Raw genomic sequence first — 26,217 nt, 5'->3', positions numbered from 1 at the left:
TCACGGCAGAGCCTGCGACGCCTTTTCTCTTAAAGCAAAGTAATACCAGCCCATAATATTGAGGCGCAATGATATTCACAAACTTTGCTTATGACAGGCGAGCAGGAAGGAGTATGTAGTTGCAATGGACCGATTTATCTTGCGAGTAGTACAAACAAGGCTCGACTTTTGCCGGACGCTCTGGAATGGCGAGTTTAGCTGCATTATGAATGGCAGCGATTGATTCTATTCCTGCCGATCTCCTCAACGAAGGTAACAAACTGAACCGTTTGTTGTTTTTAGAACCTATGCTTTGCACTAAGGTATGCGTGTCTGACAGCAGGAGGTTCCATGATTCGCGCTTTGCTTGCCGTTGCGGACGGTAATGAGGATATCGAAACCGTTACGCTGATCGATGTACTGCGTCGTGCTGGCATCGAGGTACTGGTAACCAGTATCGAGGCGCGTCGCCAGATTACGCTGGCCAGAGGTGCCCGCTTGATGAGCGATGTGACCTTACTGGAAGTGCAGGCCATGAGCTTTGATCTTATTGTCTTGCCTGGTGGCATGCCAGGTGCTCAACGGTTGGCCGACTGCACGGCGCTGCGCCATTTCATGCGACGGCATGTAGAACAGGGCAGACTCTACGGAGCGATTTGCGCTGCGCCTGCTGTCATTCTCGAACCCTGGGGGTTGGTCGAGGGTAAGCGTATAACCTGCTACCCAAGCTTTATCGAGCAACTCGAGCAAGGGCAATATGTCAACGAGCCCGTCGTAGTGGATGGCCGTTGTGTCACTAGCCAAGGCCCCGGTACAGCCCAGCTGTTTGCTCTTGAATTGGTCAATCAGCTTGTGGGTAAGGAACAGCGCGACACCGTTGCAGAGGCGTTGCTGACACCCTTTTGATAGCACGTTCCGTGCGCCGTCGTGGGTCAACGGCGCACCTAGGCAGTGCCATCGGAAGCCGCACCTTGCCGGCCAATTGATGGCGTAAGTGCCTGATCATTGGCCGGCTCCGAAAGCGCTTTCATCACTGAAATCCCTTGGCCTGCGTCAATGGCCAGCCCAAACCGTATGGTGTCGATTACGCGCTGAACCCTTGCCGGGTCTGCCAGTTGTTCCGCTGTGATGATTCGGCGGATTTTCGAGCCTTTCTGGTCGGTCAGTACCAGCGTGACGCTGCCTTCCAGATTTTCGATCAGAAAATTGATACTGAAATCCGCCTCGAACGCTTGTGCAATGGATTGCAAGGGACTCATTGCCATAGTGCTTTTCCTCACTGCCTTCACGTACCGCTCAAACACCATAAAGGCTGTGCAAAAACCGAGCCTTCAGGCGAAGCCTTTTATATCTGTAGTGAATAACGGTTTCTGGTCGAGCATCGCACTGAGTCCTCCATCACATCTTGCCATGGGTTTGTGCTGAACCCTTGACGGAAGCTTTCAGTCGTATTCCTGAAATAGACATCCAATCGATGCCTTTCATGAAAAAAAGAGTGACTTCAGATCACTCCCCTTTACGACCGTGAGGCCTTTATGAATGCGACTCCTGCTCGCCAGCTTCGGCCCGACGCCGGTGCTGATACCCATACGATTTCCCTGATCATCAACGGTAAACAGCATGAGCTGGCCGTCGAGCCCTGGACGACATTGCTTGATCTGCTACGCGAACACCTGGACATGACCGGTACGAAGAAAGGATGCGACCATGGACAGTGTGGTGCCTGTACCGTGTTGGTCAACGGAACCCGCATCAACTCCTGTCTGAGTCTGGCCGTCATGCAGGACGGCGTTGAAATCACAACTATCGAAGGCCTGGCCAACGGCGATGAGTTACATCCCATGCAGGCAGCCTTCGTTGAGCAAGATGCCTTCCAGTGCGGTTATTGCACACCGGGGCAGATCTGTTCTGCCATTGGCATGATCAAGGAAGGCAAGGCGCAGACGCGTGATGAGATTCGTGAGCAAATGAGCGGAAACCTGTGCCGTTGCGGTGCTTACAACAACATTCTGGCGGCTATCGAGCAGGCCATGCCTGCCTGCAAGGGAGGGCCACGGGAATGAATCGCTTCAGTTATTCAAAACCCCAGCAAGTCACCGATGCCATCCAGCAGTTAAGTGACACGGGGCGGTTCATCGCCGGTGGGACCAACCTGCTCGACCTGATGAAGGAAAACGTGGCACGCCCCGACCAGCTGGTCGATATCAATGCGTTGCCCTTGCGCGAGATCGAAACGACGCAGGCCGGGGGCTTGCATATCGGGGCATTGGTCAAGAACTCGACGGTTGCCTACCATCCTGATGTCGAGCGGGTGTATCCCTTACTTTCTCAAGCCATTCTGGCGGGTGCCTCGGCCCAGCTGCGCAACATGGCGTCCACCGGGGGCAATCTGCTCCAGCGCACGCGTTGTTATTACTTCTATGATATCGGCACGCCCTGCAATAAGCGCGAGCCGGGCTCAGGCTGCGGGGCGCTCAATGGCCAGAACCGCATCCATGCCGTTCTGGGGCACAGCGATCAGTGTATCGCCGTCCATCCATCCGACATGGCCGTTGCGTTGGCTGCGTTGGAGGCCTCGGTTCATGTGTCAGGGCCTGAGGGTGACCGCGTGATTCCGATGAGCGAGTTTCACCGTTTGCCTGGTGATACACCGCATCTGGACACCAATCTGGGGCAGCATGAACTCATTACTGCTGTTGAGCTGCCTCCCAGAGGATTTGCCGAGAACTACGCCTACGTCAAGATCCGTGACCGAGCGTCCTATGCTTTTGCGCTTGTCTCGGTTGCAGCGGCGCTGGAACTCAACGGCGACAACGTAGGTACAGCCCGTATTGCCTTGGGAGGTGTGGCCCATAAACCCTGGCGTAAACCTGAGGCTGAAGCATTGCTGGCAGGCAAGCCGGCTACCGAAGAGAACTTTCGGGCAGCTGCAGAATTGCTCATGCAGGGAGCCCAGGGGTTCGAGCACAACAGCTTCAAGATTGAACTGGCCAAGCGCGCCATTGTGCGTGCCTTGAGCGAGGCTGCTTCAGGAGTAAATGCTAAATGACAGCTTATCTAGGAAAGGCCGTTTCTCGGGTCGATGGGCCACTCAAGGTAACTGGCAAAGCCCTTTATGCCGGTGAGTTCGGTACAGCCGACCTCTGTACCGGCTATGTCGTCAACAGCTCGGTAGCCAAGGGCCGCATCCTGAGCATCGATACCCAGGCAGCGCTCAATGTTCCGGGTGTTCTGGATGTCATTACCCATGAAAACCGTCCCGAGGTGGCATCGTATAACGAAAGCTACACCGATATGGACGCCGCAGATGGCAAGCACTTTCGTCCTCTCTATAACGACCGAGTCCTGTTCAACATGCAGCCGGTTGCGCTGGTGGTGGCAGAAAGCTTCGAAGCTGCTCGCTATGCGGCTTCGCTGATTCGAGTGGATTACGAAACCGAGCCGCATCAGGCTGACATCTACGCTCAGCGTGGCAATGCCCATAAGGCGCCTACGCCCATGCCGCCAGATCGCGGCGATGCCGATAGCGCCTGGGCGAGTGCACCAGTCAAGATCGAGGCGGAATACCATTCGGCCGCCGAGTTTCACAATCCGATGGAGATGCATGCCTCTACGGTCATTTACAACACGGATGGCAAGTTGACCGTCCACGACAAGACGCAGGGCGTACAGAACAGCGCTCAGTTCATTTCCAACATCTTCGGCCTGCCTGATGGAGATGTACGTGTCGTAACACCCTTTGTGGGTGGCGCCTTTGGTTCTGGTCTGCGTCCACAGTATCAACTGGTACTGGCGACCATGGCGGCGCTTAAGCTCAAGCGTTCCGTTCGTGTAGTGCTGTCCCGCGAGCAAATGTTCTCGTTCGGTCATCGCCCGGAAACCATCCAGCATTTCCGGCTGGCGTGTGACCAGGAAGGCAAGCTGGTTTCGACTATCCACGAAGTGGTAGGCGAGACTTCAAGCTTTGAGGACTTCACCGAGATGGTCGTGGTCTGGTCCGCTTCGCTCTATGGATGCCCCAACGTGCGGCTGGATTACAAGCTGGCTCCCCTTGACCTCTATACACCGCTGGACATGCGTGCCCCAGGCGCTGTGCTAGGTGTCTATGGCCTTGAATCCGCGATGGACGAGCTGGCCCACGCGGCCAACATTGATCCATTGGAGTTTCGTATCCGCAACTTCACGGATGTCGATCCTGCCTCCAACAAGCCTTACTCAAGCAAGGAGTTGCTCGAATGCTACCGCCAGGGTGCCGAACGGTTTGGCTGGTCCAAGCGTAGTCACGAACCACGCTCAATGCGCGATGGCAAGCAGCTGGTAGGGTGGGGAATGGCAACCGGTGTCTGGGAGGCCATGCAGAATCCCGCCAGTGCCAAGGCAGTGATCAACATCGACGGTAGCTTGGTCGTCTCCAGCGCTACAGCTGATATCGGTACGGGTACCTATACCGTCATGACCCAGATCGCAGCGGAAATCTTCGGCCTGCCTCTGGAAAAGGTCACATTCAGATTGGGCGACTCGACTTTGCCCAAGGCGCCTCTGGAAGGGGGATCGTTTACCGTTTCTTCTGTTGGCTCCGCCGTTAAGCAGGCATGCGAAACCCTTCAACAGCAACTGCTCGATCAAGCCAAGGAAGAGGATCAATCGCCCTTCAGCAACCTTGAGTTGACCGACGTCGTTTTCGAAAATGGTGAAATTTGCATCAAGGCCGCACCTGCCGAGCGAATCAAGATCGCTGATCTCTTGAAAAAGGGGGGGACACCAAGCATGGAGGCTTCCGCCAGTGCCTCGCCTAAGAAGGAGCGGGACGATTACACAACGGCTACCCACTCTGCAGTGTTTGTGGAGGTCAAGGTCGATGAAGACTTCGGTACGATTCAGGTCAGCCGGATGGTCAGTGCCATTGCAGCGGGGCGCGTCTTGAGTCTCAAGCCAGGACGAAACCAGATCCTGGGCGGAATGGTCTGGGGGATTGGCATGGCCATGCAGGAAGAGGGGATGCTTGATAAGGATCTGGCCCGCTGGATGAACCACAACATTGCCGAATACCATTTTCCGGTAAACGCCGATGTGCATGATCTGGATGTCATCTTTGTCGAAGAGCACGACGAGATCGTCAATCCGCTCGGTGCAAAGGGGATAGGCGAGATCGGTATCGTAGGGGTTGCGGCGGCTATCGCCAACGCGGTCTATCACGCAACAGGCAAGCGTATTCGCGATCTGCCAATTACCCTGGATAAGGTTTTCGAATAAAACGACTGATCAAAAAAGCCCGCCTCTAACAGGCGGGCTTTTTTATGGATACTGCTTTAAATCAACGCTGACTTTCTTCTTCGATCTGCGCTTTATACGCGACCGCATCGGCCTCGGAATGATAAATACCGACTAAATGGCCTTCCTGGTGAACGTCCCAGACAGATAAACCCAATGAACGGGCTTCTTGAGACATATGGTTTTCGTCGCGTTCAGTCACTGTAACGGTCATTGTCTTTCTCCTTGGTTAAAAGGGCACGCAAGGCAGCTAACAACTCGATCATTGATCAATCAGAAAAAGAGACCAAGCTGATTGTTTGCAATAATCTGTTACATTTATAGCGACAATATGTCGCAGGTTCAACAGGCGGCACGTCCTTTTGCAAAAACACAGGCAATAAAAAACGCGTCTTACCTCTCGATAAGACGCGTTTTTAGAGGTACCAGGCGATTTAGCCTTGCTGACCTTTTACCGGCTTGCCATCAACGGAGCCGTCTTCCAGCATGATCTGGTATTCCTTGCCATCGGTTTCCATCTGATACAGGCGGACCAGCAGGTAATCCCAGTTCTTCGCAAACCACAGTTCAGTCTTGCGGTTGCTCTTGGTGGGGTCTCGAACGCGCTCGACCTTGATGGCATCAACCAGACCCACCTTGGTGCGCACGCGCTCCTCGCCAATTACGCGAAAGTCGTAAGTATCGATCTCATCACCGTCGACCACTTGGTAGCTCATGCTTTTCTTGCCGTCTGCCACATCATGCTGCAAAAGCAGCTGGTAAGTGGACTTGTCCACCAGACCACGGTCCAGCGGCAGGTTGACCGAGTCGCCTTTTTCAGTGCCGGTGACTTTCTTCGCGGTCCAGTCAAAAGTCAGCTTGCTTTCACGGCTTTTACCCAGGCCATGGCGTGAATAGCTATAGCTCGTGGGCAGGAACGTGTCGCCTTCATAGCGGAACGTACTGGCTTCGGTCAGGCCCGCCACCAGCATGGAGGCACTGAATTCAAGTTTCCAATTGCCATCCTGCTGTTTTGTCAGGTGCCGCTCAGCTGAGCCACTCATGGGCATCTGCTTCCAGTCGGCGGTATAGCTGGCATCAAAGGGTTTAAGGTCGAACGCATGGGCGGGCAGGGCCAGCGCAAATGCGATCAGGCACAACAATCGTCGCATGGGATATTTCTCCTAGGATCGAATGACATGTCCGGTAGCCGGCAACGGCTGGGCATCCAGTTCAGCGCCTCGCTCAGTCAGCCGTAAGCGCCCTTGGGCGAACCAGCTGACAGCCAGAGGATAAATTACGTGTTCCTGTCCGTGAACGCGCTGGGCCAGGGTTTCCGCTGTGTCACCAGGATGAATGGGAACGACGGCCTGTACAACAACCGGGCCGCCATCAAGCTCTTCCGTAACAAAGTGAACACTGCAGCCATGCTCCAGATCGCCTGCATCCAGCGCACGTTGATGCGTACGCAGACCGGTATAGCGTGGCAACAGGGAGGGGTGAATATTGAGCAGCCGGCCTCGGTAATGGGTCACGAAGCGCTCCGTCAGGATACGCATGAAGCCGGCCAGGACCAAGAGGTCCGGTTCAAAGCGATCAACCAGCTCGACGAGGGCAGCGTCGAACGCCTCCCGATCAGCGAACTGTGTATGGTCAAGAACCTGCGCCTCGATGCCCGCTTGGCGAGCACGCTCCAATCCGTAGGCATCCGCACGGTTGGAAACCACCGCGCGGATCTGGATGGGCGCCTCCGGGCTGGTCGAGGCATCGATCAGTGCCTGTAGGTTGCTACCGGCACCTGAGATCAATACCACGACATTACAACGTGCAGGCATCAATGCGTCTTCAGGTTGTTCAGTACAACGCGAGGAGCGCTTTCATCGCAGGCGGCGATCTGACCGATTACCCAGGGCTGCTCGTCCGCATCGCGCAACGTGTTCAGCGCCTTCTCAACGTGCTCCTGCGCGACGCAGATGACCATGCCAACACCGCAATTCAGCACGCGATGCATTTCTGTCTCGTCAACGTTGCCCTGCTGTTGCAGCCAGTCGAATACGACCGGACGTGTCCAGCTCTCCACGTCGATGACTGCCTGCGCGTTTTCAGGCAGAACGCGCGGAATGTTTTCGAGCAGGCCGCCACCAGTGATGTGGGCCATCGCTTTCACGGCGCCGGTATCCTTGATCAGCTTGAGCAGGGGTTTGACATAGATACGCGTCGGCGCCATCAGAAGGTCGGTCAAAGGTTTGCCGTCGAGCTGGATGCTTTCGATATCCGCGCCTGCAACCTCAATGATCTTGCGGATCAGGGAGTAACCATTGGAGTGCGGGCCGGAGGAGGGCAGCGCGATCAGCGCATCGCCGGTCGATACCTTGGAGCCGTCGATGATCTCGGCCTTTTCCACCACGCCTACGCAGAAACCAGCCAGATCGTAGTCTTCGCCCTCGTACATGCCGGGCATTTCGGCGGTCTCACCCCCCACCAGCGAGCATCCGGCCTGCTCACAGCCTTCGCCGATACCGGTCACTACCTGAGCCGCGACATCAACGTTCAGTTTGCCGGTGGCATAGTAGTCCAGGAAGAAGAGTGGCTCGGCGCCACAGACAACCAGGTCATTTACACACATAGCAACAAGGTCGATACCAATGCTGTCATGCTTTTTCAGATTCATTGCCAGACGAAGCTTGGTGCCGACACCGTCCGTACCTGAAACCAGAACCGGCTGCTTGTAACCGGCCGGGATTTCACAGAGGGCGCCAAAACCACCGAGGCCGCCCATGACTTCCGGGCGGGCAGTACGCTTGGCGACGCCTTTGATACGTTCAACCAGGGCTTCGCCTGCGTCGATATCCACTCCGGCGTCCTTGTAGCTCAACGAGGGTTGCTTGCTCATGAATCCAGGCCTTTTAAAAATGCTGCGAAACAGGCTATGCCGCGGGCACAGCTTTTGAGAGGCGGCGATTTTACCAGAAGCAATCGGGAAACGGCGCTTCCTGACGAGGCACTGTTGGTCATCGAATGGCCTTGTCAGGCTTATTCAGCTTTTATTCAGTCATAAAGGAGCCTTTTGGCATAAAGCGCGGTCTGATTTCACCGTGATGCTGCACATAACCTGCCCTCAGGCTTGCCGACGGGCAGGGCGCCTTTTAAGGTATGCCTCTTCGTTCCTGCTTGCCGAGACTCTACATGCGTCGTTTTGCCTTTCTGCTTACGCTCTGCCTACCCTTGCTGAGCCAGTCTGCTTCAGCAGCCTTGGTGGAAGGCCTTTATCAGGTCCGCGAGCCCGTTGCCTCCCAGCAGCCCTCAGAGCGCGACGCTGCGCTGGGGCGTGCCCTGCAGGATCTGGTGGTTCGTTTGACTGGCGATGCGAATGCCGCTCAGAGCCCTGCCTTATCCGAGTCGGTAAAAAGCCCTCAGCAACTGATTACCCAGTACAGTTACGATGCCGGCCCGCCAGCCGTGCTGGTCGTCAATTTCGATCCTGCATCCGTCAACCGTACCCTGACGCAGGCGGGGCTGCCTATCTGGGGAGCCAATCGCCCCTCTGTGATGACGTGGTGGTTGAACGATTCTGATGGTGGTAGTGCCCTGGTGGGTGACAGCCAGCCAGCGGCAGCTCCTTTGCAAAGGGCCGCTCAGGACAGTGGCCTGCCGCTCGTCCTGCCCTTGGCAGACCTCAGTGAACAGCTGGTCGGTACTGCCGAAAATATTGATTCCGGTAAGCCAGACGCTCTGCGTGAGGCTTCCAAGCGTTATAGCAGTGATGTATTGCTGGCGGTTCATGCCAGGCAATCGGGTGGTTCCTGGCAGGCTCAATGGCGGATGTGGCAGGGGACCAATTCGGCACAGGGCAATGCGCAGGGAGCCGATCTGGATGCCCTGGCCAATACTATCATGCATGAGCTAAGTACACGTCTGGCCAAGCAGTTCATTACCAAACCAGGTTCTACACAAGCACTGACACTAGTAGTGGGTGGGGCCAATTTCGAGCGCTACTCTCAGCTGCAAAAGCTGCTGGAACCCATGGGTGCTCGGTTGCTCAAGGCAGAGAATGGACAGCTTCGCTATCAGCTGACCGCTAACCCGGATCAACTTCATGCACAGTTAGGCCTGGCCGATCTGGAGCAATCTTCTGCACCGGTCGATGCCAACGCGCCCGTTGCGGCACCGGACACCCAAGCTGCACCAGGCGCTTCACAGCCGCCCGCACCTGCACCAGCACAACAGGTACTCTATTATCGCTGGCGTTGATCGGGTCCGCTAAAGAGAGACCTTACCGCAGGCCGATCATCAGACACTCCCAAGCCGCCTGGCCTTCGCCTAGCGGCTTTCTTTATGCACAAATTATTTAGCGAGAAACGAATATGACGACACGCCGCTGGTATGTCATTGGCGGACTGGCCGTTTTGCTGTGGCTGCTCCACTCGGTGCAGCCTATTCTGTCTCCCTTTCTGATCAGCATGTTACTGGCCTACCTGGGTGATCCATTGGTAGATCGACTGGAGCGACTGGGGCTCTCCCGCACATTGGCCGTGCTTACGGTATATCTGGCCTTCCTGCTGGTTCTGCTGGGCATGCTGCTTGTCATCGTGCCCATGCTGGTCAGGCAGTTCATCCGTCTCTACGAGTTGATGCCTGCCATACTCGACTGGCTCCAGTTCACCGCATTGCCATGGATTCAGATCAAATTCGGTCTTGCAGACAGCTTCTGGCGCTTCGATCGTATCAAGGCGGTGCTAACCAGCCATCTGGATCGTACCGGTGATATCGTCGGTATCGTTCTTGCCCAGGCAACGTCTTCCAGTCTTGCTTTACTGGCCTGGATCGGAAACACGTTGTTGATCCCGGTCGTAAGCTTTTATCTGTTACGCGACTGGGATGTCATGGTTGGCAAGCTCAGGGGCCTGCTCCCGCGTCGACACGAAGGTTTGGTGACTCGGCTGCTGGGTGACTGTCATGAGGTACTGGGCGCCTTCCTGCGCGGACAGTTGATGGTCATGCTTGGCCTTGGAATCATCTATGCCGGTGGGCTGATGCTGGTAGGGCTTGAGCTGGGCCTGTTGATTGGTCTGCTGGCGGGACTGGCCAGCATTGTCCCGTATATGGGATTTGCGGTTGGCATCACGGCAGCCATGGCTGCTGGATTCTTCCAGTTTGGCCTTGATTGGTATCCGCTGCTGGGCATTCTCGCGGTATTTGTCTTCGGACAAATGATCGAAGGCATGGTGCTGACACCGCTTCTGGTGGGTGATCGTATTGGCCTACATCCCGTTGCGGTCATCTTTGCCGTTCTGGCGGGTGGTCAACTGTTTGGTTTCAGCGGTATTCTTCTCGCATTACCCGTAGCCGCCGTCTTGATGGTTCTGCTGCGTCATATCCATGATTTGTATAAACTTTCCGACCTTTACTCCAAACCCGGTCGACCTGAATCCAGCGAGCCGCCAGACACGGCATGAAACCGATACAGTTACCCTTGGGTGTGCGTCTACGCGATGACGCTACCTTTGCCAATTATTATCCCGGCGCAAATGCGGCGGCGCTGGGTTATGTCGAGCGCCTATGCGAGCTGGACGCAGGTTGGGCTGAAAGCCTTATCTACCTCTGGGGAACGGAAGGCGCCGGGCGTAGCCATTTGATGCAGGCTGCCTGCCTGCGGTTTTATCAGATGGGTGAGCAAGCCGTTTATCTGCCAATGGCCGAGCTTTCCGGGTATGGAACCGCACTGTTTGAAAATCTCGAACAGTGCGAGCTGGTTTGCCTGGATGATCTGGATGCCCTGGCAGGCAAGCGAGAATGGGAAGAGGCGATGTTTCATCTCTTCAATCGTGTGCGGGATGCTGGAAAGCGGCTCTTGCTGTCTGGCTCCAAGCCTCCACGGTCATTGCCTATCAAGCTTCCGGATCTCAAATCACGGCTTACCATGGCATTGGTCTTCCAGCTTCAGCCGCTGTCTGATGAAGACAAGCTGCGCGCGCTGCAGCTGCGCGCCTCTCGACGGGGGCTGCATCTGAACGAAGAAGTGGGACGCTATATCCTGACGCGTGGTTCTCGGAGCATGAACTCCTTGTTCGATGTGCTGGAGCGCCTGGATCATGCCTCTCTGCAGGCCCGGCGCAAGCTCACCATTCCGTTCGTCAAGGAAATCATGGATTGGTGAGCCGCTACCTGTTTACGGCGCTGTAGCTAAGCACTTCAGCGGCGCGACTCCAGTTGCAGGGCTGTGGCTGCAAGGCGCTTGCCTAGCGCACGGCACAGCGTGATCTCATGTTCATCCAAGGCCCGCTTGCCATCGGTTCCGGCAAAGTGGCTGGCACCATAAGGTGTGCCGCCGCCTTTGGTTTCAAGCAGGGCGCTTTCGCTGTACGGCAATCCGGTTACCAGCATGCCGTGATGGAGCAGAGGCAGCAGCATGGAGAGCAGCGTGCTTTCCTGACCACCGTGCAGACTTGCAGTGGAAGTGAAGACCGCGGCCGGCTTTCCTACCAATTCGCCTGTCAGCCACAAGCTGTTCGTGCCATCCAAAAAGTACTTCAGCGCCGCCGCCATGTTGCCGTACCGCGTAGGGCTGCCCAAGGCCAGGCCGCTACAATGCCGCAGATCATCAAGGCTGGCATATAGCGCGCCTTCCTCTGGGATTTCTGGTGCGGTTGCTTCACATACTGTCGACACACTCGGAACGGTCCTGATACGTGCCTCCAGGCCACCCATTTCGACTCCGCGGGCAATTTGCTGAGCCATCTGGGCTGTAGCGCCATGTCGGCTGTAATAAAGCACCAGGATATAGGAAGCACTCATGGCAGTATCTCCAGAACCTTTTCTGGCGGACGGCCAATGACCGCCTTGTCGCCTACGATGAAAATGGGGCGTTCAATCAGTTTCGGATGACTCGCCATGGCTTCAATCAGTCTGTCTTCAGAATGAGTTTCATCCGCCAGGCCTAGCGCTTTGTATTCCTCTTCGCCGGTACGCAGAAGCTGACGAGCCGGGATGCCCAGTTTACGCAGAATATCCTTGAGATCTGTAGCGGTAGGGGGCGTTTCAAGGTAGCGAACCACATGCAGGTCCAGCTTTTTTTCCTGCAGCAATTCGAGTGCGCTGCGGGACTTGGAGCAACGAGGATTGTGGAAGAGTATCGATTCGCTCATTGAAAAGGTCGCATCGTTATGGAGGTGACAGCTATTCTAACGGGCCTCCGGTGGTCTGAACGAGCATTGTGCCGGGTAATTGGATTCAAGACGATTCACGCATGGTTGAGGAAATAGAATGCGTCAGCGCCTGAGCGACACATTTGAATGGGGCCGTTTCCTGGTCAAACGCTTTCTTGGCGATCGAGCGCCCAACAACGCGGCGGCCTTGACCTACACCACCCTGTTTGCCGTCGTTCCCATCATGACGGTGACCTTTGCCATGCTCTCTGCCATTCCCGCCTTTCAGGGAACAGAAGAGCAGATTCAGATATTCATCTTCCATAACTTCGTCCCTTCGACCGGCGAGACCTTGGAGGAGCACCTGCGTGGATTTATCGAGCAGGCCCGCCACTTGACATGGCTAGGCGTCGCGCTGCTGGCAGTAACGTCCCTCACCATGCTGGTGACCATTGAAAAAACCTTCAATGACATTTGGCGGGTTTCCCAACCTCGTCGAGGCATGTCCAGTTTTCTCCTGTATTGGGCAATCCTCAGTCTGGGGCCTCTTTTGCTAGGCGCAGGCTTTGCGATCAGCACCTATATCGCGTCGCTGTCCATGATGTCCGGTCGGTATGCGGTCATGGGAACGGCCGTGCTGCTCAAGTTCATGCCGCTCCTCTTCAGCATGGCTGCCTTCACCTTGCTCTATGCCGCGGTACCAAACACGCGTGTTCCGCTCAAGCATGCATTGGTTGGGGGTATCTTTACGTCAGTGCTATTCGAAGCGGCCAAGTCACTGTTTGGCTTGTATGTCATGTTTTTTCCGGGTTACAAGCTGATCTATGGGGCTTTTGCGACCATTCCGCTTTTTCTGGTCTGGATTTACGTCTCCTGGCTGATCGTTCTTTTTGGCGCTGAGTTGGTGTGCAACCTTTCTTCCTCCAAGCAGTGGCGCCGACAGCCAATCCCTACGTTTCTTGTCTTGCTGGGCGTGCTTCGTTTCTTTCTGGATCGGCAACAGACAGGCGCCTCGCTCGATCTTGTCGAGCTCCAGAAAAGCGGCTGGAAGTTGCCTGAGGATCAATGGCAACCCATTCTGGACTTTCTCAAGAAAGAGAAACTGGTGTGCCACACCAGTAGTGGAAGATGGGTGCTCTGCCGGGATCTCAACACATTCACCCTGACGCAATTGATGGAAAAGAGCCCATGGCATCTACCAGAAATCGATCGTCTTCCTGAGGTCGAGCGCTGTACAGGTGACTGGTATCCTCCTCTGATTGAAGCGCTTAAACAGCTTCATGAGCAACGTGAGCAACTTCTGGGCGGCAGTCTCGCCAAGTGGCTGAAACCTGAAGCCAAACCAGTATCTTCCATGGAGTCAACATGATTACTAAAGCGTTACGTGGCGGCCTGCTTGCCGTCAGTTTCTTGTTGGCAGCCTGTACGCCGGATTACGGAAATGACCAGTATGGCCATAAAATCGATAACGCTCAGCTGGACGGGCGGTGGTTGGTCATTAATTATTGGGCAGAGTGGTGCGGACCCTGTCACAAGGAAATCCCCCAGCTCAATGCCTTGGCCAAAGCCAATGCTGAGATAAGGGTGCTAGGCGTTAACTACGATCACCAGCAGGACGATGCACTGCGTAAGAGTGCAGAAACGATGGGTATTCAATACGCCGTCTTCCAAAAGGATCCTGCCAAGCATTTCGATCTGCCGGTCAGCAACGTCCTGCCAGCCACCTATCTTGTTGACCCCCAAGGCCGTTTCAGGGAAAAGCTTGTAGGGGAGCAAACGGCTGCGGTCATACAGGCACGTATCGCTGAGCTGGAGAAGCAGTCACCATGAGCAGTCAGGCAAGGCATATCCACGTCGACGGACGGGTACAGGGCGTCCGTTATCGAGAAAGTGCCCGGGAAGAGGCAGAGCGCCTAGGTATCACAGGGTGGGTAAGAAACCTGGACGATGGGCGTGTCGAGATAAAATGTGAAGGCGAGCCAGAAGCGCTGGAGCAGTTTCTGGCATGGCTTCGTCATGGCCCCGCACAGGCGAATGTCAATCAAGTCCTGGTTCAGGATCATGCGCTATTGGGGCTTGGTAACTTTACAGTATGGCGCTAACAGCCATATAGATGCTTACTGGCTGATGGTCTTGGGTGTTCCAGTTGCTTTGGCTAATGCAGTGACAAACTCATTTTGCAGCTCCGGATCATTGTGGGTCAGCTCGATCAGGTTCTGTTCCAGTTCGCTGGATTCTTCCTCCAGGCCTAGTTCAGACAAGCGCTTTACACGATGAACCCAGCGAGTCACATCGTCCTCTTCAAGATCATCGTAAATAAGCTCATGGGCCTCCAGAAGTTTGCTACGCAGGCTGCGGCTTACCGTTAACGTGCGCTCGGCTTTGGTCTGGTCTTCAGGGTCGATAACCGTGATGTCCAGCTTGCCAGCGCCGCTGATATCATGACCTGCAAAAGGGTCTTCCAGCAGGTTCAGACGCAAAAAGCCGTTTTGGTCGGTCAGCAGCTCATGTCGAGCCTTGCCCGCCTTGACTTCAACGGGGCGCTCAGCCCAGGGAAGGCTGGTGTATTCGACGCGTTTATCGAGCTGCTTTTCATCAATGCTGGCCAGGTTCTGCTCGGAGCGCCCATTGGACGCCACGTTCATGAACGGGTTAAGGCCGTCCAGCCCATAGACAACCAGTCCATGTGTTGCGCTTTCAGGAAGACTGCCAAGAAGAGGCACATTGAGAATATTGGCGCCTATGCCTGCCACGAGTGTTACAGCTCCCAGCGGAACCTCATAAAGTTCCCGCCAGGGCTGGTAAGGCGTATACCGATCGTAATGACGTGTTACTTCAAAGTCAGTCACTTCATAACGATGTTGATCGAGTACCTTGATTCGTCGCTGTGGCAGTTCGAGCACTTCTTTTTCACCGGCATTGATCTGCAGGCTGTGTTCGATCAGTTTGCGATCGACACGCTCCTCATGCTCGCTGCGCTGCGGTAAATGATTGGCGCACCCAGAAAGCACCGTCACGCTGGCAAGCGTGACGGAAAGGAGAAAAAAAGGGCTTCTTAAAGGCATGGCTTGGCTCAACGATTAATGCGTGCTTCCAAAAATGGCAGCAATTCATTGATCGGCACATTCTGGTTGTCCTGCTCGCGGCGTCCTTTGTACTCGTAAGTACCTTCAGCAAGGCCGCGATCACCTACTACGATCCGGTGAGGAATGCCGATCAACTCCATATCTGCAAATTTGACGCCGGGACTTGTCTTTTTGTCACGATCATCCAACAGGACTTCATAACCGGCAGCAGTTAGCGCCTGATACAGTTGATTCGTTACTTCCCGTACGCGCTCGTTTTCATATTTCAGAGGAACCAGCGCAATGTGGAAGGGAGTAAGCGCATCGGGCCATAGGATGCCGCGTTCATCATGATTCTGCTCGATGGCTGCCGCGACGACACGAGACACGCCGATGCCATAGCAGCCCATAGTGAGCTTGACGGGCTTTCCTTGTTCGCTCAGGACGGTCAGGTTCATTGCTTCACTGTACTTGGTGCCAAGCTGGAAAATATGACCGACCTCGATGCCGCGTTTGATGACCAGGTTGCCCTTGCCGTCGGGACTGGGATCGCCTGCCACCACATTGCGCAGATCAGCGACCTCAGGCAGCGGCAGGTCACGCTCCCAGTTCACTCCAAAATAGTGTTTGTCATCAATATTTGCACCTGCTGCGAAGTCGCTCATCATGGCAACCGAGCGATCGATGACGCAAGGCATCGGAAGGTTCAGCGGGCCTAGGGAGCCAGGGCCTGCGCCAATGGCTGCACGAACTTCCGCCTCAGTAGCAAATTCGAGAGGGGAGGCAACAAGTTCGAGGTTGGAGGCCTTGATTTCGTTTAGCTCATGATCGCCACGAATGATGAGCGCAACGAGCGTGCCTTCTTCTGCGCCATGTACGATCAATGTCTTGATCGTCTTCTCAATCGGCAGATTGAAGTTCTCTACCAGTGCCGCGATAGTTTTAGTGTCTGGTGTATCAACCAAGCGAAGCTCTTCAATAGCCGCGCCGCGTGAAGTTTCACGGGGTAGCGCTTCAGCCTTTTCAATGTTGGCTGCGTAATCGGAGCTGTCACTGAAAACGATATCGTCTTCGCCGGAGCTGGCCAGTACATGGAATTCATGGGAGCCGCTGCCGCCAATGGAGCCGTTATCAGCTTGAACAGGACGGAAGTTCAACCCGAGTCGAGTGAATACGTTGCAGTAGGCCTGATACATCCGATCATAGGTTTCCTGCAGCGATTCCTGGGTCATATGGAAGGAGTAGGCATCCTTCATGACGAATTCACGCCCACGCATCAGGCCAAAGCGAGGACGAATCTCATCGCGAAACTTGGTCTGAATTTGGTACATGTTGATCGGAAGCTGCTTATAGCTGTTGAGCTCGTTGCGCGCCAGATCTGTAATCACTTCCTCATGGGTTGGGCCTACGCAAAAGTCGCGCTCATGACGATCCTTGAGGCGGAGCAGTTCAGGGCCATATTGTTCCCAGCGGCCTGATTCCTGCCACAGCTCGGCGGGCTGAATGGCTGGCATGAGTACTTCCAGAGCGCCGGCCGCATTCATCTCTTCGCGTACAACAGTCTCGACCTTGCGTAATACACGCAGGCCCAGCGGCAGCCAAGTATAGAGGCCGGACGCCAGCTTGCGGATCATGCCGGCGCGTAGCAGGAGTTGATGACTGATGACAGTGGCATCAGAAGGCGTTTCTTTCAGGGTAGAGAGAAGATACTGACTAGTACGCATGAGGGCAGGTCTTTTCTGATCAGCGAAAACTGCATTGTACGGTGGGCTTTCCTAGCCGTACAGGCGAGAGGGGCAAGCACTAGAGAGAAGTGGGTGTGACAGGAAAAGTAAAATGCCCGGCATGGCCGGGCATTTTAGGTATTGCTAATGAGTTCTGTATTACAGAATGCTCAGCGGGTACTCCACCATCAGGCGGAACTGGTTGGTATCACGATCGGCATAGTCGCTGTTTGCTCGGTGGAAGGCTTGGCGTGCACGGATGGAAAGGTCTTTGGCGGGACCGCTCTGAACAACATATTTAGCTTCCAGATCCCACTCGTGGTGCTTACCGTCGCTTCCGTACAGAGAGGCGCCATCATCATCAACATAGCCACTGGTATTTACGTCAATCCTAGAGCCATTTGAGTCCCAGCCTTTGACATAACGTGTCATGAAGCTCAAACCCGGTACGCCAAAACTCGCCATGTTCAAGTCGTAGCGAGCCTGCCAAGATTTCTCGCCAGGACCGTTAAAGTCAGAAACATGAATCGAGTTTGCTAGGAAAATCGAGTCACCGCCGCTGTTCTCTTCGCCAACACCTACATAGTCAAATGGGGTGTCGCCATGTACCTTTTGATAGGCCAGCGTAAACGTGTGAGCGTCTAGTGAATAGGCTGCAGCCAAAGACCATGTAGTGTTATTAATGTTACCTGCTTTCTTGCTTCCTTCATCAAGCGTGCGGTAGATGTTGAAGTCGAAAGTAACAGCCTGTTGATCAGTCAGGGGTAGCGCATAGTTAACATTGCCGTAGTACTGACGCCAGATATCCTTGAACTCAGATCCATACAGGCTAAGGCTTAACCCTTCAGCCAAGTCATAGCTGCCTCCGAGGTAGTCAACGTCCTTGGCATCAATGCCTGTGTAAGCGGTTCTTAATGGCTCACGGTTGCTTTGGCCAGTAGGGCCTGTTCCGGATGTAAAATGCCCTGCCTCAAGTTTAAGACCTTCAATCTCGCTGCTCAGCAGGTTAAAGCCCGTGGCTGTTTGCGGGAAAATCCGGGAGCCGCCAATTGCAAATACCGGAGCGGTAGGTGCCATCTGGCCATATTTCAATACAGTGTTGGATACACGCAGCTTAACCGCCCCGCCTACGTGCTCCCAATCGTCAGGTGATTTGCCGTCGTCGTGAACCGGAACGTTACCAGCTCCACCGTAACGTTTATCGAGTTTCAGACCGATATTGGCGAAGAGATCGACACCAAAGCCAACTGTGCCCTGCGTAAAGCCGGACTGAAAGTTAGTTAGCAGTGCATGCGACCAGTCACGACCATCGTCCCTACCGTCTTTGTTGTCATGATTGAAGTAGTAGTTGCGGTTGGTCAGCGTCAGGCTGCTGTCTTCAATAAAGCCTTTGGATTCAGACTGCTGACTGGCGAATGCCATCTGGGTCGTCCCTGCCGCTACGGCGAGGGCGATGACGCTCCACTTCATCACTTGCATTATGATTGCTCCTTTGGATTGAAATATCAGTCATCGTTAAACGTGACTGGTTGTTCTTGTTGGTGCCAACTTATAGCACTCTAGTGTCAGGCTTGAAAGTTCCCATCGAATTTTTATAGGCGCTTTCTATAATTTTTTAGAATCAGAAAGATGCCTTATCAACCTCATCCGGATTGATAAGAGTTCCTCCTGATAAGATGCTCGAACGCTAAGCAAAGAGTGTGCACAAAGTGCCATCAGCACGTTATCAAGTAGATAATCAATGACTTGCACTCGGTATATGCACACTTTTGAGGCGTACTCTTTCAGATGAAAGGCATGGCTGAACTGCTTTGGTGCAAGGACGTCAATGTCCGTCCCGTTTTTAGTTAGGAAGGTAACTATGTTTGATCTTGATGAGCGCCTTGGGGCGGATACTGTACAGGTAAGCGATTTACCGTTGTGCAAGTTGCTTTTAATGAAGGATGCCAACTATCCATGGCTGATCCTTGTACCCCGGCGATCTAATATCAGCGAAGTATTTGAGCTGTCGTTAGAGGATCAGATGCAATTGATGAAGGAATCGTCATACGTTGCACAGCGTCTGAAAGACTACACCCATGCGGCAAAGATAAATGTCGCCACATTGGGAAACATAGTTAAGCAACTTCATATTCATGTAGTGGCTCGTTTTGAAGAGGATTTAGCGTGGCCGGGCCCTGTATGGGGTAAAGGACCTGCAAAAGCCTATAGTGAAAGCGAGCTTGAAAAATGCCTGAGTGACCTCAAGTCCCTTTTTGCCGAAAAGTGGGAGGGTGACAAGCATGATGGTTGAAGAACGAATCAACGAGTTGGAAATGCGACAAGCGTTTCAGGATGATCTAATCCAGACCTTGAACGATATTATTGTCGAGCAGCAGAGAATGCTGGATCGAATGAAGCTGCAGATCGAAGAGCTTGCGAGAAGGCAAGCTGAGATCGCGGTTTCGCAAGGGGCGGTCGAGGACGATGCTCCGCCACCTCATTATTGATGTTGATAAAGGCGGCTCCCAAAGGAGCCGCCTTTGAGCGGGTCAACGTGCAAACGATACTGTCACGTCTTCTGCCTGAAGCCCCTTGTCACGCTGAATAACGGAAAACTCGACACGCTGGCCCTCTACCAGGACGCGGTGACCCTCGCCCCGGATAGCCCGAAAGTGAACGAAAATATCGTCGCCCTGATCGCGTGAAATGAATCCGAATCCCTTCGAGGTGTTGAACCACTTTACAGTGCCTATTTCACGGCCTTCTGCAGGAAGTGCATCCTGGGCGTTGTGTCGTGTCTTCCTGTGCTTGTTGTAGCTGCCTGTCTTGGACGATTTAAAGGCTGCAAACAGCTTGACCAGCGTTGCAATCATCGCAATCGGCAGGCTGATGCTGACCAGGGGCGGTAGGCCAGGAAAGGCATCAGGAACCAAGAGTTCCAGGGCTTGAAGGCATGCAGCTGCTATCAGCAGCGTTGAGGTGATGGTTTGCGTAGCTCCCTTATTTTTGCTGCTGACGGAAGGGGTCGTAATCAGCAAGAGAAGACCAAGAAAAGCCATGTGCAAGGCTTCATGATGATGAAAAAAGCTGGGTTTATCTGCTTGTAAAGAGGAAACCACGGCTATCGAAAGTGCAATCGCACCAGACGCAATGTGAACAAGTGTAAGCGTATTCAATGATGTCACCTTGGAGAAATAGCAAGTCGATCGCTGTTGTTGCCTGAAACGCGTGGCTATGAATGATCGACCTATGCGCAGATACGCACAGCGTTATTTAACCGTAAAGGTGAAGGCTACTCAATCAATGGCCCGATGATGCCATCAGAATGAGAGGAAAAAATGAAAAAGCCCGGCGTCTGCCGGGCTTCTATCAGTTGGCCAGGAGGCTGCGTAGCATCCAGGCTGTCTTCTCATGCGTTTGCATGCGTTGAGTCAGCAGATCGGCTGTCGGCTCGTCGCTGACCTTATCTACAATCGGAAAAATTCCACGAGCGGTACGAACGACTGCTTCCTGGCCTTGTACAAGCAGGCGAATCATCTCCTGCGCCTCTGGAATGCCTTCCTCTTCCTTGATACTGGATAGCTTGGCATAGGCCGAGTAGGTGCCTGGTGCAGCGAATCCCAATGCGCGGATGCGCTCGGCAATATCATCAACTGCGGTAGCCAGTTCGGTGTACTGGGTTTCGAACATGGTATGCAGCGTGTTGAACATCGGCCCTGTCACGTTCCAGTGAAAGTTATGGGTCTTCAGATACAGCGTGTAGGTATCTGCAAGCAGACGAGAGAGCCCATCTGCAATGGCCGCACGATCTTGCTCGGCAATTCCGATATTGATTTCCATACCGCTCTCCTTTGGCAGTGATGTTTATTTGAAACGGAGCCTAACACAGGCCCTTGGAAATGGAATGCTCGCAAGCACCGGTCAAGGAGGGCCTAATCGCTTGGGTTCTATAAAAGTCAGTCTAGGCTCTTAAAAGGCAGCCGGCTTGTCATAGGTCGGCTGCGTCAGGCTTGGTAATTGTTATAGAATCGCCCACTGACCAAGAGAAACCAGATGGGAATACAATCTTTGGCTGGCTTTACGTTGCAGCAGTTCTGCGAGACGTGCCTGTGAATGATGCTTGCTCCCCATCTCTTAATTCCGGACTCAAGAGAAGCGAAACACAACCATGATGCGCAGCCATTATTGCGGCCAATTGAACGAGAGCCTGGACGGCCAGGAAATCACCCTTTGCGGCTGGGTTCACCGCCGTCGCGACCATGGAGGCGTTATCTTCCTGGATATACGCGACCGTGAAGGCCTCGCTCAGGTCGTGTTCGACCCGGATCGGGCAGAGACGTTTGCCAAGGCCGACCGTGTACGCAGTGAATATGTCGTCAAGGTAACGGGTAAGGTCCGTTTGCGTCCTGCGGGTGCGGTCAACCCGAATATGGCCTCAGGTGCTATCGAGGTGCTGGGTTATGACCTTGAAGTGCTGAACCAGGCCGAGACGCCGCCGTTCCCGCTGGACGAATATTCCGATGTGGGCGAAGAAACACGCCTGCGCTACCGTTTCATTGATCTGCGCCGCCCCGAGATGGCTGCCAAGCTCAAGCTGCGTTCGCGCATAACTTCCAGCATTCGCCGTTATCTGGACGAGCAGGGCTTCATGGATGTGGAGACGCCTATCCTGACCCGTGCGACACCCGAGGGCGCTCGTGATTATCTGGTGCCTAGCCGTACCCATCCTGGCAGCTTTTTTGCTCTGCCGCAGTCACCCCAGCTGTTCAAGCAGCTGTTGATGGTGGCGGGCTTTGATCGCTATTACCAAATTGCCAAATGCTTCCGCGACGAAGACCTGCGTGCAGACCGTCAGCCCGAATTTACCCAGATTGACATCGAGACCAGCTTCCTCGATGAGAAAGACATCATGGGTATCACCGAGGGCATGATCCGTTCCTTGTTCAAGGAAGTGCTGGATCTGGAGTTCGGCGAGTTCCCGCACATGACCTTCGAGGAGGCCATGCGCCGTTATGGTTCAGACAAGCCGGACCTGCGCATTCCGCTGGAGCTGGTGGATGTAGCTGATCTGCTCAAGGATGTCGATTTCAAGGTGTTTGCCGGTCCGGCTAACGATCCCAAGTGCCGTGTAACTGCACTGCGCGTACCGGGTGGTGCCAGCATGCCCCGTAAGCAGATCGATGATTACACCAAGTATGTGGGCATCTTTGGCGCTAAGGGCCTGGCCTATATCAAGGTCAACAACCGCGCCCAGGGTGTTGAAGGCTTGCAGTCACCTATCGTCAAGAACATTGCTGAGCCGAACCTCAACGCCATCCTTGATCGCGTGGGTGCGGTAGACGGCGATATCGTCTTCTTTGGCGCAGACAAGGCCAAGATCGTCAGTGATGCGTTGGGTGGTCTGCGTATCAAGCTGGGGCACGATCTGAACCTGCTGACCTGTGAGTGGGCGCCGCTCTGGGTCGTTGACTTCCCGATGTTCGAAGAAAACGATGATGGCAGTTTCTCTGCACTGCATCACCCCTTCACATCGCCCAAGTGCACACCGGAAGAGCTCGAGGCGAATCCGGCGAATGCATTGTCTCGCGCTTATGACATGGTCCTCAACGGCACCGAGCTGGGTGGTGGTTCCATCCGTATCCACCGCAAGGAAATGCAGCAGGCTGTGTTCCGCTTGCTGGGCATTGACGCGGCGGAACAGGAAGAGAAGTTCGGCTTCCTGCTCGACGCACTCAAGTTTGGCGCGCCACCGCACGGTGGTTTGGCCTTCGGCCTGGATCGTCTGGTAATGCTGATGACCGGCGCGCAGTCTATTCGTGAAGTTATTGCCTTCCCGAAAACCCAGAGCGCTGCCGATGTCATGACTCAGGCACCTGGCGCAGTGGATGCCAAGGCGTTGCGCGAGCTGCACATTCGTTTGCGTGAGCAGCCAAAAGCTGAGTAATTGATCAACCGGGCAGCCGCAAGGTTGCCCTTTGTCAAAAAGTGATTTGGAGTTCGTTATGGCGGGTCATTCCAAATGGGCCAACATTAAGCACCGCAAAGAGCGACAGGACGCCAAGAAGGGTAAGATCTTTACCAAGATCATCCGTGAGCTGACCGTAGCTGCCCGTCAGGGTGGTGGCGTTCCGGCGGATAATCCGCGTCTTCGCCTGGCAGTGGATAAGGCGCTTACTGCCAATATGACACGTGACACCATCGATCGCGCCATTGCACGAGGGGCAGGCGCCAACGAAGGGGATAACGTTGAAGAGCTGACCTATGAGGGCTATGCCCCGAGTGGTGTCGCCTTGATCGTAGAGGCCATGACGGATAACCGCAACCGTACGGCCGCTGAGGTGCGTCATGCCTTTAGCAAGTGCGGCGGTAACCTGGGTACTGATGGCTCGGTAGCGTACATGTTCGAGCGCAAGGGACAGATCAGCTTTGCACCGGGCGTCGACGAAGATGCACTCATGGAAGCGGCGCTTGAAGCAGGTGCTGATGATGTAGTCACCAATGATGATGGATCTGTTGACGTCTTTACCTCATTTAGCGACTTTATTGCCGTAAACGAGGCATTGACGGAAGCTGGCTTCAAATCCGAAGCTGCCGAGATTTCCATGATTCCGTCTACTACAACGCCGCTGGATCTGGATACGGCCCAGAAAGTGCTCAAGCTTATCGATATGCTGGAGGATCTGGATGATGTCCAGAATGTGTACTCCAATGCGGAAATTCCAGATGATGTCATGGCGCAGCTAGGCTAAAGGGCCTGATACCCCTATAGTGTCAGCGCGCAACAGGGGTGGCTGCTACTGGAAAGGTACGAGCCTCCTTAAAGCAGTCACCTTTCTCCCGCCTGGTCTGGGAAGGATATAGAGATGACCCTGGTACTAGGCATTGACCCTGGTTCGCGAATCACTGGATTCGGCGTAATCCGGGACACAGGTAAAGGGTGCGAATACGTAGCCTCTGGCTGTATTCGTACGGGTAATGGCCCTTTGTATGAGCGTTTGCAAATCGTCTACAGAGGGGTGCGGGAAGTCATTGGGCTTTATGAGCCAGTCACCATGGGCATTGAACAGGTATTCATGGCGCGCAATGCCGATTCTGCTTTAAAGCTGGGACAAGCTCGAGGTGCAGCCATTGTGGCCTGTGCCGAAGCGGGGCTTGAAATAGCTGAATACACAGCTACCCAGGTCAAACAAGCCATCGTGGGCTCAGGTGCTGCCGATAAGCAACAGGTCATGATGATGGTCATGCACTTGTTGAAACTAAAGGAGAAGCCCCAGATAGATGCTTCCGATGCCCTCGGGATTGCTATTTGTCATGCGCATACGCGGCAAAGTCTGACCCCTCATGGGCTTCTAGGGGCTCGCCGGCGCGGTGGTCGCCTGCGTCTTTAATAGGTATTTCTGTGATTGGACGTCTCCGCGGTTCTCTGGCTGAAAAACAGCCGCCGCATGTAATCATCGATGTCAATGGCGTGGGCTACGAGCTGGAAGTCCCCATGACAACGTTGTATCGCCTTCCGTCGTTGGGTGAGCCAGTTACCTTGCATACGCATCTGGTCGTGCGTGAGGATGCTCATCTGCTTTACGGCTTTTTTGAAAAGCGCGAGCGAGAACTCTTCCGTGAGTTGATTCGCTTGAATGGAGTAGGGCCAAAGCTGGCGCTGGCGCTGATGTCTGGCTTTGAGGTGGACGAGCTGGTGCGCTGCGTACAGGCCCAGGATGCGTCTGCGCTGGTTAAGATTCCCGGCGTCGGCAAAAAGACGGCTGAACGTCTGCTGGTCGAGCTCAAGGATCGCTTCAAGGCATGGGAAAGCCTTCCGTCTATCGCACCGCTCATGATGGAAACGGCTGCCGGCAAGCCTGTCGTAACAGCTGAAACTGATGCGGTCAGTGCGTTAGTGTCGCTCGGATTCAAGCCGCAGGAAGCCAGTCGTGCAGTATCTGCCATCGCTGAAGAAGGCCTCAGCAGTGAAGACCTTATTCGTCGTGCCCTTAAAGGCATGGTGTAACCATGATTGAACCGGATCGTTTGATTTCTGCCGCGGGCCGAGATCGTGAAGAACAGCAGGATCGTGCTATCCGTCCTCTGAGACTGACCGAGTACATTGGTCAGCCGGTCGTGCGCGAGCAGATGAGTCTTTTCATCCAGGCGGCAAAGGGGCGGGGCGAGGCACTAGACCATACGCTTATTTTCGGGCCGCCAGGGCTAGGCAAAACCACGCTCGCCAATATCATTGCCGAGGAAATGGGTGTTGCCATTAAAAGCACATCTGGGCCGGTAATTGAGCGGCCAGGAGATCTTGCTGCTCTGCTGACCAGTCTCGAGGCTGGAGACGTTCTTTTCGTAGACGAAATCCATCGCCTTTCGCCGGTTGTAGAAGAGGTCCTCTATCCAGCGATGGAGGATTATCAGCTCGATATTATGATTGGCGAAGGCCCTGCCGCGCGATCAATCAAGCTGGATTTGCCACCGTTTACATTGGTGGGAGCCACTACGCGTGCCGGAATGCTGACGAACCCATTAAGGGACCGATTCGGAATTATTCAGCGGCTTGAGTTTTATAGCGTAGAGGACCTTGCCAGCATCGTTATGCGTTCTGCCAAAATCCTGAATCTGACAATTGAGGCCGAAGGCGCTGTGGAAATCGCTCGCCGTGCCCGCGGTACTCCCCGTATTGCGAACCGGTTATTAAGACGTGTACGCGATTTTGCAGAGGTGAGAGGGCAGGGACGAATCAGTCATACGATTGCAAGCCAGGCTCTGGATCTGCTGGATGTGGATGCACGCGGCTTTGATCACCTGGACCGAAGACTTCTACTGACGCTCATCGACAAGTTCGACGGCGGGCCGGTAGGGGTAGATAGCCTGGCTGCTGCAATCAGTGAGGAGCGTCACACCATTGAAGATGTCTTGGAACCGTATTTGATTCAGCAGGGCTATATCATGCGTACGCCAAGGGGTCGGATGGTAACCCGCCATGCTTATCTTCACTTTGGTTTGAACGTGCCCAAGCGTATGGGGCCAGGAACCGTGCCTGATCTTTTTGAGGAAGATAATAATTAATTGCAACTGCAA

At 54.4% G+C, this 26,217-nt stretch carries 29 protein-coding genes; 17 read left to right on the top strand and 12 right to left on the bottom strand.

What is annotated here, in order from left to right:
• Nucleotides 1-330 precede the first annotated feature (330 nt).
• On the top strand, nt 331-885 hold the full coding sequence (locus AC4LF3_RS14085; RefSeq protein WP_491835497.1) for a DJ-1 family glyoxalase III: 555 nt from the start codon (nt 331-333) through the stop codon (nt 883-885).
• 38 nt (nt 886-923) lie between these two features.
• Here AC4LF3_RS14085 and AC4LF3_RS14080 read toward each other — a convergent pair whose 3' ends face one another.
• The gene (locus AC4LF3_RS14080; RefSeq protein ID WP_010795211.1) at nt 924-1,244 is read right to left on the bottom strand and encodes a DUF3509 domain-containing protein; all 321 of its coding nucleotides are present in this window, start codon (nt 1,242-1,244) and stop codon (nt 924-926) included.
• 270 nt (nt 1,245-1,514) lie between these two features.
• Between AC4LF3_RS14080 and AC4LF3_RS14075 the strand changes: the two genes are divergently transcribed.
• From AC4LF3_RS14075 to AC4LF3_RS14065, 3 genes are read left to right on the top strand one after another with little or no spacing between them, the layout of a single operon-like run.
• Complete coding sequence (locus AC4LF3_RS14075) at nt 1,515-2,042, top strand: (2Fe-2S)-binding protein (protein WP_491835496.1); 528 nt, start codon at nt 1,515-1,517, stop codon at nt 2,040-2,042.
• Nucleotides 2,039-3,028, top strand: coding sequence for an FAD binding domain-containing protein (locus tag AC4LF3_RS14070; RefSeq protein ID WP_219652631.1), 990 nt, complete (start codon nt 2,039-2,041; stop codon nt 3,026-3,028). Before AC4LF3_RS14075 ends, AC4LF3_RS14070 begins: the two co-directional genes overlap by 4 nt.
• Nucleotides 3,025-5,232, top strand: a complete 2,208-nt coding sequence (locus AC4LF3_RS14065) for a xanthine dehydrogenase family protein molybdopterin-binding subunit (RefSeq protein WP_491835495.1) — start codon at nt 3,025-3,027, stop codon at nt 5,230-5,232. Before AC4LF3_RS14070 ends, AC4LF3_RS14065 begins: the two co-directional genes overlap by 4 nt.
• Before the next feature lie 61 nt (nt 5,233-5,293).
• Here AC4LF3_RS14065 and AC4LF3_RS14060 read toward each other — a convergent pair whose 3' ends face one another.
• The 4 genes from AC4LF3_RS14060 to purM all read right to left on the bottom strand — a co-directional run bounded on the left by AC4LF3_RS14060 (nt 5,294) and on the right by purM (nt 8,122).
• Entirely contained in the window at nt 5,294-5,464 is a 171-nt protein-coding gene (locus AC4LF3_RS14060; RefSeq protein ID WP_019366332.1) for a hypothetical protein, read from the bottom strand.
• A gap of 220 nt (nt 5,465-5,684) precedes the next feature.
• On the bottom strand, nt 5,685-6,401 hold the full coding sequence (locus AC4LF3_RS14055) for a DUF3108 domain-containing protein (RefSeq protein ID WP_010795206.1): 717 nt from the start codon (nt 6,399-6,401) through the stop codon (nt 5,685-5,687).
• A gap of 12 nt (nt 6,402-6,413) precedes the next feature.
• On the bottom strand, nt 6,414-7,064 hold the full coding sequence (gene purN, locus AC4LF3_RS14050; protein ID WP_074824605.1) for a phosphoribosylglycinamide formyltransferase: 651 nt from the start codon (nt 7,062-7,064) through the stop codon (nt 6,414-6,416).
• Nucleotides 7,064-8,122 (bottom strand): phosphoribosylformylglycinamidine cyclo-ligase, encoded by a 1,059-nt coding sequence (gene purM / locus AC4LF3_RS14045; protein WP_491835494.1) that lies wholly within the window; start codon nt 8,120-8,122, stop codon nt 7,064-7,066. The genes purN and purM overlap by 1 nt, the downstream gene beginning before the upstream one ends.
• A gap of 293 nt (nt 8,123-8,415) precedes the next feature.
• Here purM and AC4LF3_RS14040 point away from each other — a divergent pair, with 293 nt between their 5' ends.
• The 3 genes from AC4LF3_RS14040 (at nt 8,416) to hda (ending at nt 11,386) form a co-directional block, all read left to right on the top strand.
• Complete coding sequence (locus tag AC4LF3_RS14040; protein WP_491835493.1) at nt 8,416-9,480, top strand: DUF2066 domain-containing protein; 1,065 nt, start codon at nt 8,416-8,418, stop codon at nt 9,478-9,480.
• A gap of 113 nt (nt 9,481-9,593) precedes the next feature.
• Complete coding sequence (locus AC4LF3_RS14035) at nt 9,594-10,685, top strand: AI-2E family transporter (RefSeq protein WP_019366328.1); 1,092 nt, start codon at nt 9,594-9,596, stop codon at nt 10,683-10,685.
• Complete coding sequence (hda, locus tag AC4LF3_RS14030; RefSeq protein ID WP_010795201.1) at nt 10,682-11,386, top strand: DnaA regulatory inactivator Hda; 705 nt, start codon at nt 10,682-10,684, stop codon at nt 11,384-11,386. The genes AC4LF3_RS14035 and hda overlap by 4 nt, the downstream gene beginning before the upstream one ends.
• Before the next feature lie 35 nt (nt 11,387-11,421).
• On the opposite strand, the gene wrbA is transcribed toward hda, so the two are convergent.
• A complete protein-coding gene (gene wrbA / locus AC4LF3_RS14025) occupies nt 11,422-12,024 on the bottom strand; it encodes an NAD(P)H:quinone oxidoreductase (protein WP_197871052.1) in 603 nt (200 codons plus the stop codon).
• Nucleotides 12,021-12,374 carry an arsenate reductase (glutaredoxin) gene (arsC, locus tag AC4LF3_RS14020; protein WP_491835492.1) on the bottom strand — a complete coding sequence of 118 codons (354 nt, stop codon included), beginning with the start codon at nt 12,372-12,374 and terminating at the stop codon, nt 12,021-12,023. Before arsC ends, wrbA begins: the two co-directional genes overlap by 4 nt.
• A 118-nt stretch (nt 12,375-12,492) precedes the next feature.
• On the opposite strand from arsC, the gene AC4LF3_RS14015 reads away from it, so the two are divergent.
• From AC4LF3_RS14015 to AC4LF3_RS14005, 3 genes are read left to right on the top strand one after another with little or no spacing between them, the layout of a single operon-like run.
• On the top strand, nt 12,493-13,743 hold the full coding sequence (locus AC4LF3_RS14015; RefSeq protein WP_219652635.1) for a YihY family inner membrane protein: 1,251 nt from the start codon (nt 12,493-12,495) through the stop codon (nt 13,741-13,743).
• Nucleotides 13,740-14,204, top strand: a complete 465-nt coding sequence (locus AC4LF3_RS14010; RefSeq protein WP_010795197.1) for a TlpA family protein disulfide reductase — start codon at nt 13,740-13,742, stop codon at nt 14,202-14,204. The genes AC4LF3_RS14015 and AC4LF3_RS14010 overlap by 4 nt, the downstream gene beginning before the upstream one ends.
• Nucleotides 14,201-14,476 carry an acylphosphatase gene (locus tag AC4LF3_RS14005; RefSeq protein ID WP_074824588.1) on the top strand — a complete coding sequence of 92 codons (276 nt, stop codon included), beginning with the start codon at nt 14,201-14,203 and terminating at the stop codon, nt 14,474-14,476. The genes AC4LF3_RS14010 and AC4LF3_RS14005 overlap by 4 nt, the downstream gene beginning before the upstream one ends.
• Before the next feature lie 15 nt (nt 14,477-14,491).
• Here AC4LF3_RS14005 and AC4LF3_RS14000 read toward each other — a convergent pair whose 3' ends face one another.
• The 3 genes from AC4LF3_RS14000 to AC4LF3_RS13990 form a co-directional block, all read right to left on the bottom strand.
• Nucleotides 14,492-15,439 (bottom strand): hypothetical protein, encoded by a 948-nt coding sequence (locus AC4LF3_RS14000; protein ID WP_491835491.1) that lies wholly within the window; start codon nt 15,437-15,439, stop codon nt 14,492-14,494.
• An 8-nt stretch (nt 15,440-15,447) separates the two neighbouring features.
• Nucleotides 15,448-17,163: a proline--tRNA ligase gene (locus tag AC4LF3_RS13995; protein WP_219652637.1), complete on the bottom strand. Its 1,716-nt coding sequence runs from the start codon at nt 17,161-17,163 to the stop codon at nt 15,448-15,450.
• Nucleotides 17,164-17,322: 159 nt separating this feature from the next.
• Nucleotides 17,323-18,642 (bottom strand): OprD family porin, encoded by a 1,320-nt coding sequence (locus tag AC4LF3_RS13990; protein ID WP_407362095.1) that lies wholly within the window; start codon nt 18,640-18,642, stop codon nt 17,323-17,325.
• A gap of 382 nt (nt 18,643-19,024) precedes the next feature.
• On the opposite strand from AC4LF3_RS13990, the gene AC4LF3_RS13985 reads away from it, so the two are divergent.
• Nucleotides 19,025-19,456 carry an HIT domain-containing protein gene (locus AC4LF3_RS13985; RefSeq protein ID WP_491835490.1) on the top strand — a complete coding sequence of 144 codons (432 nt, stop codon included), beginning with the start codon at nt 19,025-19,027 and terminating at the stop codon, nt 19,454-19,456.
• Complete coding sequence (locus AC4LF3_RS13980; protein WP_434134623.1) at nt 19,446-19,652, top strand: SlyX family protein; 207 nt, start codon at nt 19,446-19,448, stop codon at nt 19,650-19,652. Before AC4LF3_RS13985 ends, AC4LF3_RS13980 begins: the two co-directional genes overlap by 11 nt.
• 42 nt (nt 19,653-19,694) lie before the next feature.
• On the opposite strand, the gene AC4LF3_RS13975 is transcribed toward AC4LF3_RS13980, so the two are convergent.
• On the bottom strand, nt 19,695-20,321 hold the full coding sequence (locus tag AC4LF3_RS13975) for a cold shock domain-containing protein membrane protein (protein WP_409438714.1): 627 nt from the start codon (nt 20,319-20,321) through the stop codon (nt 19,695-19,697).
• Between the two features lie 193 nt (nt 20,322-20,514).
• Nucleotides 20,515-20,985 (bottom strand): Dps family protein, encoded by a 471-nt coding sequence (locus AC4LF3_RS13970; protein ID WP_010795189.1) that lies wholly within the window; start codon nt 20,983-20,985, stop codon nt 20,515-20,517.
• A gap of 328 nt (nt 20,986-21,313) precedes the next feature.
• On the opposite strand from AC4LF3_RS13970, the gene aspS reads away from it, so the two are divergent.
• From aspS to ruvB, 5 genes are all read left to right on the top strand, one after another.
• Nucleotides 21,314-23,089 carry an aspartate--tRNA ligase gene (gene aspS, locus AC4LF3_RS13965; protein WP_239381179.1) on the top strand — a complete coding sequence of 592 codons (1,776 nt, stop codon included), beginning with the start codon at nt 21,314-21,316 and terminating at the stop codon, nt 23,087-23,089.
• A 58-nt stretch (nt 23,090-23,147) separates the two neighbouring features.
• Nucleotides 23,148-23,894: a YebC/PmpR family DNA-binding transcriptional regulator gene (locus AC4LF3_RS13960; RefSeq protein WP_010795187.1), complete on the top strand. Its 747-nt coding sequence runs from the start codon at nt 23,148-23,150 to the stop codon at nt 23,892-23,894.
• Nucleotides 23,895-24,008: 114 nt separating this feature from the next.
• Nucleotides 24,009-24,533 (top strand): crossover junction endodeoxyribonuclease RuvC, encoded by a 525-nt coding sequence (gene ruvC / locus AC4LF3_RS13955; RefSeq protein WP_010795186.1) that lies wholly within the window; start codon nt 24,009-24,011, stop codon nt 24,531-24,533.
• Nucleotides 24,534-24,544: 11 nt separating this feature from the next.
• On the top strand, nt 24,545-25,150 hold the full coding sequence (gene ruvA / locus AC4LF3_RS13950) for a Holliday junction branch migration protein RuvA (RefSeq protein ID WP_074824570.1): 606 nt from the start codon (nt 24,545-24,547) through the stop codon (nt 25,148-25,150).
• Nucleotides 25,151-25,152: 2 nt separating this feature from the next.
• On the top strand, nt 25,153-26,205 hold the full coding sequence (ruvB, locus tag AC4LF3_RS13945; RefSeq protein WP_491835489.1) for a Holliday junction branch migration DNA helicase RuvB: 1,053 nt from the start codon (nt 25,153-25,155) through the stop codon (nt 26,203-26,205).
• Nucleotides 26,206-26,217: the final 12 nt, after the last annotated feature.

Source organism: Pseudomonas sp. C2.3V (genome assembly GCF_058536325.1).
Note: the sequence above shows the minus strand (reverse complement) of the source record. Positions and strands in the feature narration are given on the sequence as shown.